The sequence below is a fragment of the Dyadobacter sp. 32 genome (assembly GCF_902506755.1).
Lineage (GTDB): Bacteria > Bacteroidota > Bacteroidia > Cytophagales > Spirosomataceae > Dyadobacter.
The window spans coordinates 3,993,465-4,006,959 of record NZ_LR735258.1; the positions used below are offsets into that span (position 1 = coordinate 3,993,465).

General features: G+C 47.0%; 9 protein-coding genes. 1 reads left to right on the forward strand and 8 read right to left on the reverse strand.

The features are described 5' to 3' along the window. Positions 1-115: 115 nt before the first annotated feature. The 8 genes from DYADSP32_RS16150 to DYADSP32_RS16185 all read right to left on the reverse strand — a co-directional run bounded on the left by DYADSP32_RS16150 (position 116) and on the right by DYADSP32_RS16185 (position 11,938). Positions 116-3,580, reverse strand: coding sequence for a PVC-type heme-binding CxxCH protein (locus DYADSP32_RS16150; RefSeq protein ID WP_149241772.1), 3,465 nt, complete (start codon positions 3,578-3,580; stop codon positions 116-118). A 100-nt stretch (positions 3,581-3,680) separates the two neighbouring features. Next, positions 3,681-4,919 carry a GDSL-type esterase/lipase family protein gene (locus DYADSP32_RS16155; protein ID WP_149241771.1) on the reverse strand — a complete coding sequence of 413 codons (1,239 nt, stop codon included), beginning with the start codon at positions 4,917-4,919 and terminating at the stop codon, positions 3,681-3,683. Positions 4,920-5,264: 345 nt separating this feature from the next. Next, positions 5,265-6,095: an N-acetylmuramoyl-L-alanine amidase gene (locus tag DYADSP32_RS16160; protein ID WP_149241770.1), complete on the reverse strand. Its 831-nt coding sequence runs from the start codon at positions 6,093-6,095 to the stop codon at positions 5,265-5,267. A gap of 174 nt (positions 6,096-6,269) precedes the next feature. After that, complete coding sequence (locus DYADSP32_RS16165) at positions 6,270-6,815, reverse strand: restriction endonuclease subunit S (protein ID WP_149241769.1); 546 nt, start codon at positions 6,813-6,815, stop codon at positions 6,270-6,272. Positions 6,816-6,956: 141 nt separating this feature from the next. Further along, positions 6,957-7,715: a LytR/AlgR family response regulator transcription factor gene (locus DYADSP32_RS16170; RefSeq protein ID WP_149241768.1), complete on the reverse strand. Its 759-nt coding sequence runs from the start codon at positions 7,713-7,715 to the stop codon at positions 6,957-6,959. Continuing rightward, entirely contained in the window at positions 7,712-8,812 is a 1,101-nt protein-coding gene (locus tag DYADSP32_RS16175) for a histidine kinase (protein WP_149241767.1), read from the reverse strand. The genes DYADSP32_RS16170 and DYADSP32_RS16175 overlap by 4 nt, the downstream gene beginning before the upstream one ends. Positions 8,813-9,242: 430 nt before the next feature. Then, positions 9,243-10,208 (reverse strand): DUF1080 domain-containing protein, encoded by a 966-nt coding sequence (locus DYADSP32_RS16180; RefSeq protein ID WP_149241766.1) that lies wholly within the window; start codon positions 10,206-10,208, stop codon positions 9,243-9,245. A gap of 170 nt (positions 10,209-10,378) precedes the next feature. Next, positions 10,379-11,938, reverse strand: coding sequence for a calcineurin-like phosphoesterase family protein (locus tag DYADSP32_RS16185; RefSeq protein ID WP_149241765.1), 1,560 nt, complete (start codon positions 11,936-11,938; stop codon positions 10,379-10,381). A gap of 155 nt (positions 11,939-12,093) precedes the next feature. Between DYADSP32_RS16185 and DYADSP32_RS16190 the strand changes: the two genes are divergently transcribed. Then, on the forward strand, positions 12,094-13,347 hold the full coding sequence (locus DYADSP32_RS16190; protein ID WP_149241764.1) for an MFS transporter: 1,254 nt from the start codon (positions 12,094-12,096) through the stop codon (positions 13,345-13,347). Positions 13,348-13,495: the final 148 nt, after the last annotated feature.

Below are 13,495 nucleotides of genomic sequence, written 5' to 3' on the forward strand. Positions count from 1 at the left end.
ATGTCTAAAAAAGGAATTATAGGATATTGTCTGGTTATTTAACTGTCCAAAACCAAAACGGGAAGTCCGCCGCTCCAGCAAACCTCCCGTTCTTAATTCTCAATTCTCAATTGCCCTACTTCCCCATCACCAGCCTCGTCTGGGCCGCTCCGCTTGCCCCATCCACCAATTGCACCTGAAGCGCCTGGGGCTTGAATGCTTCGCGGTCCACAGCGAGGGTAATCACTTGTATACCCACAGGCAGGTCGGCAGAGGCTCCACCATCCATCAACTTCAAGGGCTTTCCTCCCACCCAGGCTGTTAATCCTGCGGTGTCGTTGAAGGAGAGATTGACCAAACCTTTGCTCAGCACCTCGATTTCAAATTTCACAAAACTGTATTTTTTACTTGCTCCTGCCTGAATTACAGGAAGCTCCTCCATCGGCAGATCACCGGCAACCTTGCTGTATGCAGGCTGTAAGGCGATTTTAGCTTTATCCTTCACCACGTAAGCCACACCTTCGGCAGTTACTTTTTTGGTCAAATCCTTACTTTCTTCTACCGCGTTCCAGCGACGTATGAATCGCGTGTTAGGCACCCGAAACTTCCCTGATTCACCCAGCTTGGAAAGGAAACCGATCAGGTTAACGAAGTCTTCTTTGTCCAGACTGGCCGTCAGTCCCGGAGGCATTAATGAGCCTGGTACTTTTTCGAGTACACTGATCTGGCTTTTCGGGACTGCCACCTCGTGCCCTGTAACATCACGCATCACTATTTCCGAGTTGCCATTGCTTACCAGGTATCCCATCATCTCACTACCGTCTTTCTTCGCTACACGTTGTAATTCAAAACCCTCCTTGATTGAAAAAGTGGGGTTTACAATGGACCGAATAATGGTTTCGACCGGAGAGCTGGTACCAAGACTGCTTAAATCGGGCCCGATACGGCCACCTGCCCCACCGATGGCGTGACAAGTCATACAGGTGAGGGCACTTTTCCGGAAAATAGTTTCACCGCGTTCTGCATCAGCAGAGGAGATCACCGTTTTTGCCAGACTTGCTATTTCGGTATTGTTTAGTTCCTGAGGCATACGCTCAGCAGGCAAGGTTCCACCGGAGGCTTCCAGCGCTTTTTTGAGCAATTTTACATCTTCATCCTTTTGCCTGTTTTGCGAATATTGGCGCTGTACAGCCTGACGTGCCGCTTTTGCTACATTTTCAGGTATTCGTTTGGTCATCAGTTCGATACCAATCGCCTTTGCACCCGGGCGCACCTTCAAAAATTCGCTAAATAGTTCGTTTGCATCGGGCTCGGGCAGGCTCGCGAAAAGCCCGGTTGCAATACGCGCTGCTTCCGGCAAATTAATAGAAATGAGTTGCGCCGTAGCCAGTGCACGAAGTTCTGGGGAATTTTTCGCACCCGTCATCTCTGTTAACTGTTGTTGCGCACGTGCTTTATCCATCAATGCAATGGCTGTTAACGCTGCTTTTTTGGTACTCTTGTTTCCTTTCTGGGCAAGATTAACCAGTGTGCTATTCGAAGCCTCCAGCTTCCAATAGCCGATCAGCCTGATGGCACTTGCAGCAACGGCCTCATCGTCGCTGGAAATAAAGGCCGATATACGACCAAGGTCAGAATCCGGCCTCACGTTTCTCTGACGCGCCGCCGTCTCAAGCGCTTCCAACTGAGCCCCTACGTTTTTGTCTCTGCCAGCCACGGCCATATCCAGAATCATGTTCAGTTCCTGGGGCTTGCCCAATTTGGCAATTGCATTGAGGGCATCCTTTTGATAGCTGTCCGGCACTTGTCCTTTCTGATACATTTTTGCCAACTGCGAGATGGCATCCGGATTCGCAGAAGATTTCAATGCATAGGCCGTCTTTTCCATACTACCAAAGAAATCCGGAGTTGATTTCAGACGGGCCATCCATACCGGTTCCAGTTCACGCGTGGTTTGCCAAAGGGCAAAATCCAGAAATTCATCCATCTGGAAATCGAGTACCGCCAATGCAGCCCTGGCCGATTCCGCCGTTTTGGTTTTCCGTAGCGCAATTACCGCCTCGAGGCGAACCTGGGCATGCTTATCTGTTGCTGCTTTCGCGAGCAATGCCGGTACATTAGAAATTTTATGATGCCAAAAACCGAGCGCACGTAAACCCGCCGCACGCGCATTGTGGCTTTCTGCGTTGATAAGACTAAGCAGCAACGGTTCATTCACCGTATCAAGCGCCTGATATACCCATAGTGCTTCCAGTAAATGGTGCTCGTAATCCTTATCTTTTTTATCCAAACCTTTTATCCAGGCAGTCAGTGCCGGAATCACTTCCTTGGCACCACGTTCTTTCAGCACCTGTCTGGCCTGCTGACGTGTCCAGTCTTCCGGAAGCTTAAGCGTTTCCAATAGCTCGTTTACAGGCGCCTTGCTCAGCTTCGGTACCTTCACCAACGGGCGGCCTTTGGCTGTAATCCGCCAGATGCGGCCATGCTGCTGGTCACGCCGGGGATCATAAAAATCCACTTCCCCATGCTGAATGATCGGATTATACCAGTCGGCCACGTAAATGGCGCCATCAGGACCTATGGTGATATCAACCGGACGAAATGCCACATTATCTGTCCACATTAAGTCTTCAACCTGCTTGGATGCATATCCGCTTCCCTGTTCTTCCAGCTTGAACCTGTTGATTCGGTTGGCACGAAAATCATTGGTGATCACACTTCCTTTCCATGATTCGGGCAAATGGCGGCCCGACGTCACATCCAGCCCGCTGTGCTTAGGTTGCCCGGGATTGAGTCCACGGATAATCCGTTCGGCACCCGGAGCAGTCACAAGTGTGGCGCCAGGAAAGACGTAATTGATCCCCTCACCACCAGCACCATCGGTGAGGAATGATTGTCCCCAGCGGTCAAACTGTAGGCCCCATGGATTGATGCCGCCTTTGGCATACACATCCATATCAAGTGTTTTGGGATTCAAACGCCATACACCACCGCCCTCGAGCCGCTTGATTCCTTGGGGCGTTTCGACATGGCTATAAATGTAAATAGACTGGTTGAAGTACAAATGTCCTTCTGGTCCCCAGCGGAAAGTATGAATGAGGTGATGCGCATCGCCGGTTCCAAAACCGTTCAGAATTCTTCTTTTTTTGTCGGCCTTTCCATCTCCATCTGTATCTGCAAAATGCAGAATTTCCGTTGAGTTGGCTACATACACGCCACCATCACCAGGCAGGATACCGGTCGGTGTAAATAAACCCTCCGCAAAAATGGTGGTTTTGTCGGCCTTCCCGTCACCATCGGTATCTTCGAGTACAAAAATCTTATCGTTGGCTTCTTCACCCGTTTTGAGGTGTGGATAGGCCTTGCTGCTCACCACCCAAAGACGCCCGTCGGCATCCCAGTTCATTTGTATAGGCTTGGCTACCAGAGGCTCCTGGGCCCAGAGTGTAACCTCAAAACCATCGGCTACTTTGAAAGAGGCCAGTTCTTTCTGCACATCCGGATCCGGATCTTCCTTCCTGTTATCCTGTTTTACAGAAGAGGTCATGATCAGAATCATGGGTAGAATGAGGATTCCGTAGAATAATTTTAATGCTTTCATGTTTTTTTAGCTGAGAGCTACCAGCTGTTGGCGCGCGGCGGACCGCTGTTAGCTTTGTGTTGCTTGTAAAATCTTAGGTGTTCTATTTAAGGTTGTCGAGCTATTTACCAACAGCTGAAAGGGTGTAGATTATTTCCTTTGGCTTTTTTTTCAGGGCGATTTGTCCTTCTAGCCAGGTGATCAGGATGTTTTGCTCTTCCAGTCCCTTCACATGACGTCCTTGTTCGTACGACCTGAATCCGATAATATAGGTTTCATTCATAGGGCGGTACTGAAAAAAATGCAGGTCATTTTTTTTCTGAATCATTTCACGTATCTGTGCCGCTCTGTCAAAAGAAGGGCCCTTCCTGATCTCAATTCCCTTTTCCCAATCGGCAACGGAAGCAGTAATGATCTGACTGTCATTCGCCGTAAGCGTATAAAAACCTTTTTTCAATCCTGTAAATTTCAGGATATGAGCCTGATCATTGGCTGAGGAGACTTCTCTGGGTATGGGAAGCGGAAGATAATTTTCAGTAACGGTAAATTTCACATCACCCTTCTCCGACGCCAGCACCTTGCCCTGCCCTGAAACACTTGTGCCTTGCCTGGAAATATGAACCGACGTATTTTGTGGTTGTGACGTAAGACCCATACCTTTTTCGAGGATCGTTGCCAGGTAATAATAGCCTGTCTCATTCAGATGCACGCCATTTTCTATGATTGCCGTTTTTGTGCTGATCTCCTGAATGGGTTTGTAAATATCGATAAACTGCTTTCCTCTGTCCGCCGCTATTTTGGCTATTGCCGATGCATAAAGTTCCAGGTCTGCATTGCGCTTTCTTACGTCAATACTTGTATCAGCTGATAGTACTGGAATCGGCGACAGCAGAATGGTTTTTGCCCCAAGCGAATCAATTTTGTCCAGAAGCTTAATTAATCCATCCCTGAACCGTGGCAGCCCTGCTTCACCCTCCTGCGCTTCAACACCCCCGTAGCCAAGCAACACAATGCTCGGTTTGGCATCGGCAATATTCCGCATCAGATGCTGATAGGCCGTAGGCGGATTGGTAAAGGTGCTTCTTGCGTCCCCCCATACATCGTCACCGGTCCATCCGAGATTTCTGAATGTGAGGTCGCGGTGGGCAAAGCGGGTTGTCAGTGCTAATTCGAGATAGCCATATTGAAAATCATTCTCAAAAAGTGAATTTCCCAGAAAAACGACACGATCTCCATTTTTGGGGCTGAAGGTGGCTGTTTTTCCATCGGATTTGCTCTGCGCTCGTAAGGCGCTGGCAGATAAAGTAATCAGCAATAACAAAATGTAACCAAGAGTGGTCAGTACTCTTATCTTTCTCATGCATTATGGGTTTAGTAATTCTGCAGTAATACGCGCAAACCGGTTATCAGGCCAAGGAATTATGATTATGATATAAAGGAGATGTGTATGCCAAATTAACCTTCTGGCTTCAGATAATTCAAGATTTGGCACTCCGGTGCAGTAAAGATATGGCTAAATCGTCCAGAATGGCAGGATTATGACACGACCTAAAAACAACATTTATTGGATTTTAAAATCTTGACTCAGACCATGAGTATCATGCTTTGCCAAAACTCCGTCCTACGCAGATACGACAACTACAATATCCGCAAACAACCGGACAGAACCTGCAACCAGTGATTGAAGATCCGTTTTTCAATGAACTCACAAATACTTTTTATACAAATTAAACAAAGCAGCCTTGTCTCCATCCGTTAGTACCGGGGTAATATCGGACTGAATGAAGTGACGCTTGAAGGCGACGATCGCCGCGTCGAGGTTCCGGATATCATACCCGATGATGCGAAGGGCAATGGCTGGATCAAAATCGGCGGGAGCCATCGGGTAATAGTGGTCATACCATAACCCAAAACCTTTGCCAGCAAGCAGTTGCCAGGGAAAATTACTTGGATCCGGTTTTCGGGTGGGTGCGATGTCGGCATGGCCGATGAAGTTCGCTGTGGGAATACTATATCGCTTTTTCAGCGTTGCCAGCAAACCACAAAGACTTTCGATCTGTACATCCGGGTACGGCTCGAAGCCATTGTTGTCCAGCTCAATGCCCAGTGACGACGAGTTCAGGTCGGTGTTGTTGCCCCATTTGGATATTCCGGCATGCTGCGCACGAAGATAGTCGTTCACCATCTGAATAACTTTCCCGTCCCTGCCGATCACATAGTGCGCACTGACCTGCGTCTTGGCCATGGTAAATGTTTTTAAGGTCTGAGCGGTGGAGTCCTGGGCGGTATGATGTATAATCACAAAATTGGGCCTGCGAATTCCCAGATTTACCGAGCCAACCCAAAGTGCTTGTTGCGTTCCAAGGGTATCAATCGGCTGATTCTCTGGTGGTGAAGCTTTAATGACTTTGGCATAATCTTTCACCAGTTTTTTATAAACCTTGTCTGTTTTGGCGTATCGGGAAGTGTTGCATCCAGCGGCCAGTAGCGTTAGTAGAAGCAGGTATATGAAATTGGAAGAAAAGTTTTTTATCATAGCAGACTAACAATCCTGTGGTGGAAACAATAAAAAGTTACAGCTTCAAGCAAGGTGAGCCACAACTTTCCCACTTCCAGGCTGGCCTCTGAGAGAAGAAGGCAATGAAAATAAGGAATCATTTCTTAACTACCAACAAATGACCTGGCTGGTTTCCGCACTGCCCAACACGTGCTAAATGTACGACGTCCGGGATTCACCTTCATAAGCCGAAATATCTTCCATAATTTCCAGCTGCATGGAAATGGGCAGGGACGGTATGGCCAGAGTCCTGAGCTGAGAGCAGGTTATATGGAGTGTATGCGAATTTTGACGCGCCATTTCGGCAAACAATCCGGCATCCTTTGACCTTTTTAATACATAGTTCAGAAAGCCACTGTCGTAATCCTCGGTTACCCGGATCCGGATAAATTTGTCGGTGTGGATTATCATTTTGCTCAATTCGAAAACAACAGATTTACCTATCTGCCCCGCACTATTACGATGACTGAGAATAATGTCTCCCTTTTTTAGCCTGAATTTGGCTATTTCCCTTTCCGTGATCCTCATATATTTAGGAGCATTCAGGGCGATAACGGTATCCGTTATTTTGTCAATCGTAGTCACCTCGTACAAATGCTCATCGGCGTAATCATGCTGCTGATAGTAACAGCCTGTAGCTACTGATGCAACATTTTTAAGTTCAGTAATACCCCACTCCTTTGGCCAGATATTTTTCATACCAACACACTTTAGTCCCAATAAGCTATTTCCAAGAAATAAAAATTTGACAGGCCGGACAAAAAAAACATTGTGGATGTCGATTTTTTCCGGTCGAATCCCGGATTTGAGCTGCCGAAAAAAAGGGGAAATTCCTACTGGTTACTTACCCAGCCATTCTTTGAATAGAGAAATACGATCACTGCTCACAAATATGTCGATGCCCGGCGCCGGGTCCAGCTCCACTTTGAGCTTACCGGCTGAATAGGAATGAATGGAAGTAATAGCAGAAAAGGACGCAATAAATGCTCTGTTCACACGAAAATATTGCCGGGAATCCACTTGCTGCATGATCCTGTCGAGGCTATAATCAACAGAGAAGCGCCTACCATCCGTGGTGGTCAGAAAGGAAGCCTTTTGTTCGTATGAAAAATAGGCGATCTGACCAGAAGAAATGCTTTGAATTTTCGTACCGATTGATACCATAAACCGCTCTTTAACAATAGGTTCAGTCGAAACTACGGGAATTGTTAAAGACGCCGGCTGCGGTTTCAAACCGGGTACAATTTTCTTATACTTGTCCAGTGCATAGCATAAATCCTCAAAAACAATGGGTTTCAACAGGTAATCGATTGTGAAATTTTTGAAGGCCCTCAAGGTGTATTCAGAATGTGCAGTTGTGAAAATCACGGGAATCGCCAGATCCAGATGTTCCAGAATTCGAAATCCCAAATCATCTTCCAGATGGATATCCAAAAATATCAGATCGGGCTGAGTAAATCCTGGTGTGGAAAAATAGGCTAATGTTTTTTGTACCGATGGAAACACACCGAGTATCCGGATGGTAGAATCGTATTCGTGAACGAGATTTCCAAGGCGTTGAGCAGTTTGGTTTTCGTCTTCAATAATCAAAATATTCACGATAGAAGCGGGATTTTAATGGTGAAATACCCATTTGAAACAATACTTATTTCCTTATCTGTCAATAGTTTATATCGATTTACGATATTAGAAAGCCCCAGGCCGGTCGAATTTTCGGTTACAGGACGAAGCTGTATCGGGTTACTTACGATGAGATAATCATTTTCAACGAAAATGGATATGATCAGTGGATCTTCATCCGACATCCGGTTGTGTTTAACCGCATTTTCAATCAGTAACTGTAATGTGGAAGGAGCGATCTGAAAACGTTCGCAATGGGTCCGGGGAATGTCGATGGCGACCTGTAGCTTTTCCTCAAATCGCGATTTAAGCAGAAAAATATAGGTTTCAATGAATTCAAGCTCCGCTTTGAGGCTGATCTTTTCGGAATCGGGCTGAGAAAGTATGTATCTGTACGACTGTGAAAGCCGGTTTAAAAATATAATCGATTTTTTCGGATCCGATTCGATGAGGGAAGTCAGAATACTGAAATTATTGAACAGAAAATGGGGATTCACCTGATTTTTCAGAACCAGAAGCTGGGCCTTTAAATTTTCTTTTTCCAGCTGTTCGGCATCCAGCAAAAGCTGCTGAACTTTCAGGAAATTTTTGCGATTGGATACAATGTAGAAAGTGGCGAGCATGGCCATGACGGTAAGGCCGGTATTTGCTTTTGTTCTTTGCGCCCGGGTGTAAGGATTTCTTTCAAACTGTGTTCGGGTGATGATCACGTCGAACTGTGTTTTGAAAAATGAAGTCATGCCAATCCATATACCAATGAACGCGAAATTGAACATGATGGCTATCCCTACACCGAATAAAAAAGCAAACAGGCGCGCTGGAAGCTGCACAGTAATTCTGCCGTCGATCCATTCAAAAAAAAACCCTATTTTCTCTACAATGATGATCCAAACCCTAAAAAAAGCGACGTTCACCAGAAACTCGATCGTCCATAAAGGCGCTTTTGTCTGAACCATCGCCCAGTCAATCTGAACGTTGCTGACATAGATCCGGATGGGGAGGTACACCAAAACAATACCCACGGCAAGTTGCCATTTCTTTCTGCCTGCCAGGCTATGCAGTTGGTATGTTTTCATTGCTGCGGTTCTGAAAATCCTATGGGTTAAGTATCAGCAAAGATTCAAAAATTAGTTACAAACGGAAGCATTTTCCAGTAAACGAGTGTCTGATTATTACCGTATCATTTAATTGGTTCCAGAGCCACGCGGCCCGCAATGAGCTGTTGGCAACTGGCTATTAGCTCTATGGGTTCTTCTTAGAAGATAATAGTTAAAATCATCCTCCTATCCGGGGTAATTTATAAATCTTTATTGACTGAACTCTCCTCGAACGATCACGTACCGAAGGCCCGGCAAAAAATGGGGGCCACCACGCGGATACATGGTTAAATTATTGATCAATTGCCACTTAGCTATCATATAGGAGGCGATATAACCAAACAGGCTGTCAAAAATCTCGACAGCCTGCTCATCCGTTTATTTATCATTGATCAAGTAACTTCAGATTTTATTTCCCTGGTGTGATCACAATGTTGCGGTACTCCACCGGCCCGTGATCGCCCTGGATGTAAAGCGGCCCTGGCTCACCTTCATTGCTATCCAGTGCTCCGCCCGTGATACCCGGAATTTCCTGGTTGGTGATGACGGTTTTTCCGTTGGCCACGAGCGTCAGCATACGGCCTATCAGCGTGATATCGAAAGTATTCCATTCTCCCGCATTTTTGGCAACCATTTCGCTTGGCAGTATAAAGCCATAAACAGCACCCATCTGATCCAGTGCGGGTTCCATCCCTTTGCTGTCGGTAACTTGTACCTCGTAGCGCCCGCGAAGGTATACTCCACTGTTACTGCCTTTGGGTATTCTGAATTCCACGTGTAGCTTAAAATCATTGAATTTTTCATCCGTCACAAGGTTAGCGCCGGATTTGGGGCTGCGCAGGATACCATTTTCGGCAATCCACTGATTCGTCCCTTCTGCATGCCACCCTTTCATGGTATTTCCACCGGTAAGCTTGATGGGTTTGCCCCACACGGGCGGGGTTTGCCTGCGCAAAGAAGGGGCACGAACGCCTGTCCAGTTATATGTTTTCCCTTCTGGTGTGGTCAAGGTTCCGCTCAGCTTGGTGCCTGAGAGTGTGCCTTCCACTTTAAGATCACTTTCACCTCTTTCCCACTGAGGTGGAATGGCAAAGCTAAACCGTCCTTCATTGAAATGAACGACTGAAATCGGGCGCGCACTTCCTGAAAATCCTGTAAATTGGCCAACGAGTGTCTTGGTTCCTGAATGCCTTACTTCAAGCCAGGACGGCGAAGGCTTTCCATTTACATCAACGGTAATGTCCCACCGGCCTTCGATAGGTGCCGCTGCGAAGGCATTTTTTTCAATTGAAAAAAAGGTCAGTAAAAGGGCAAACGCCAAAAAGCTGAAGCGTTTTGAAAAATGGTGTACTTTGGTTTGGAATATCTTGTTCATAAATTGTTTTGGATATTAGAGGGCACAATTTACGATAAAAATTGAAGGGTTGGAATGATAATTTTAAAAGCAGCCAGCTGTCAGCTAATGGCTGTTAGCTTTTCTCCAACTGCGGGTCAACCCCATTCTGGTCAGTGGGTGACATGGTTAAAATAAGCTCCAAACAAAAACTACCTGACTCTGAATATGCGGTGACCGATGGCGACCTGTCCAAACATGTCTGTACTTCTGACAGTGAGCCGATGGGTTCCGGGGGACAGGTTTGCCGGAAGTTTTCCTTTCCAGATATGTCTTGAGATCGTAGGGTCATCCATCGCCCATCCGAAAACAGTGTCCATTTTGGTACCATTCACTACGGACTGCAAAAAAGGATTGTAAATTCCCATCGCCGCTACACCGGGGTCACGCATGGGGTTGTAGTTCAGCGTAGTCCAGCCTTCCATACCATGCACATTCATTTCAATTTTGGATCTGGGTGACCCCGCAAAAACATTTACCAGCAATGCTGTTGTGTCCAGGGCAGCCTGATTGATTTCGTCTGGCAGATAAATATTCATCTGATAATCGGAAGGTCTTCTTGCCGCTTTGAACTGAATCGAATAGCGATTTCCATCAAAAGTAATTTCGGAATATCCGTTTGGACCTCCATCGTTCATTGTGGCATGCGGTATGCCCCGTTCATCCTTGATCCCGCACCACCAGCTTCCGCAAACCGTCGCGTTAATGAAATGATGGTGAGGAGTCTTTCCATTCCAGCCCATTTTTTCATCGGCAAACACGTGCGCCATGGTGTGGGTATGCCCTGCAACCGACAAAGTGTACGGACGATCTTTTAGTATATCAAACATTTCCTTACGGTTGTCGCAGGCCACAATGGGCGCATGCATGACCAGTACAATCAGCTTGTCTTGCGGAACCTGTGCGAGGTAATTTTTCACAAAATCAAGTTGCTGTTCCGTAAAGTGCGATTTGTATTTGCCAGCGGAGTCAAAATAAACGTCCTTCAACGATATAAACACCACCTGCCCGTATTCAAAGGCATACGTACTGGGCCCGTAAAATCGTTCGTAGGTCTCATCGGAAAATCGGTCATCAGTTGCTCCCCGGTTGTAATCGTGGTTGCCAAATACGTTGTACCAGGGAATACCGATTTGAGCTATTGTTTCATTGATCTCCTTAAACAGATTAGGGTCGTCGGCCACAATATCACCCAGACTAATACCCAGGACTGCTTCGGTTCCGATGCACTCTTCCACGACATCATGGGTTACGTAATTCACTTCCGCAATGCCTCGGGCCTGGGTGTCACCAAAGATCAGGGCTTTAAATTTTCGATCTTCCCTCTGCTCGCGGAGACCGAAATGAATCGATTTGGGCAGCGGCCCTGTGGCTTTCACACCCGCCACACCCAGCGCTGGAGAACCATGCGGCTTGTGCATGTAGTAATATTGGGGAATCTGGTCTTTGGTAACGGGAGTCATGTAACCCGCCGGTTTGATCACGAAGAAACCCACATCCTGACCAGCGGGAAGCGACCATCTCCCGTTTCTATCGCTTCTCACGACCTCCCGTCCGTTGGATACACACACGCCGGCAAGGGGCAACTCTCCCGGGTCGGATACCCCGTTTTTATTCTGGTCAAGAAACACCGTTCCGCTGGCCATTTCCTGAGCGTAAACGACGTTATGACATAGACAAATGATGACGATAATATTGATGGCAATTTTCATATACACAGGATTTTATCATTTCAATGGTTTACCTGCCTGCAGTCCAATCGGGCTATCCGGACAACGGTAGGCAAGACCAAAAGTGTCCCAAAAGAGTAAAGCGCAATCGCACCGACCTTTAAGTGTAAACCAGCAACGCCGATACTAAGAACAAAATGAAAACACAACTTGCTAAGGCCCGGTGGTTTCGCATCATCCCCATCGTTTTTATCACCTACAGCCTTGCATACCTTGACCGCGCCAATTTTGGTTTTGCTGCGGCAGGTGGCATGACCGAAGACCTTAATATTTCCAAAGGAACCTCATCACTGCTGGGGTCACTCTTTTTTCTGGGCTACTTTTTCTTTCAGATACCGGGAGCCCAGTATGCTGCTCATAAAAGCGCCAAGAAACTGATCTTTTTCTCCCTGATCCTCTGGGGCGGTCTGGCAGCGGCCACGGGTATGGTCAGTGACGTAGGCGCGCTCATCGTGATCCGTTTTATGCTGGGGGTAGTAGAGAGCGCCGTGATGCCCGCCATGCTGATCCTGCTCAGCCAATGGTTCACCAAAGACGAAAGGTCACGTGCCAATACCTTCCTTATTTTGGGTAATCCGGTAACCGTACTCTGGATGTCGGTACTATCAGGTTATCTGATCTCAGCACTCGGCTGGCGATGGATGTTTATCATTCAGGGTGTTCCGGGAATTATCTGGGCATTTATATGGTGGAAAATGATCGATGAAAAACCTAAAGACGCCCATTGGCTTACTCAGCAGGAAAAGGATGATATAGATGAACGCCTCCAGGAAGAACAGCAAGGCATAAAACCGATGAAGAATTATGCGCAGGCTTTCAAATCAAAGGAAGTTATTCTCCTGTGCCTGCAGTATTTTCTGTGGAGCCTCGGCGTGTATGGTTTTGTGATGTGGCTACCGTCTATCATCAAAGCCGCTCCCGACATGGATATTGTCACTACGGGGTGGCTCTCCTCGGTGCCTTATATTCTGGCGATCATCGGTATGATGGGCGCATCTTACTTTGCAGACAAAACACTCAACCGTAAAATTTTCATATGGCCATTTTTAGTGATCGCCTCCCTGTCCCTGTTTGGAGGGTACCTGGCAGGTACTGAAAATTTCTGGCTGTCATTTACATTGCTCGTTATTTCGGGAGGCGCCCTCTACGCCCCTTACGGGCCATTTTTTGCTGTCATCACCGAAATGCTACCCCGAAATGTGGCTGGCGGCGCACTTGGTCTGATCAACAGCATGGGGGCGTTGGGATCGTTTATCGGAGCCTATCTTGTAGGCTATCTGAATGGCTTAACGGGAGACTTTGGTGCCTCTTATATGCTCATGTCCGGAGCCGTGCTTCTTTCCGCGATCATCACGCTCATTGTCGTGAAACCTCCTGTTGCAGCCCATTGACGAGCTCTTTTTCAAACAACTTCCTGCCAGCTTTGGGACAAAATCAATGCCGCCCAGCCAAAATTAAACCACCGAAGATACCTGAGAACACCGAAGGTGTTTCTCCCCTTTGGTGAACTTAGGTCACTCAGGTGGGTCAAACTTTTAT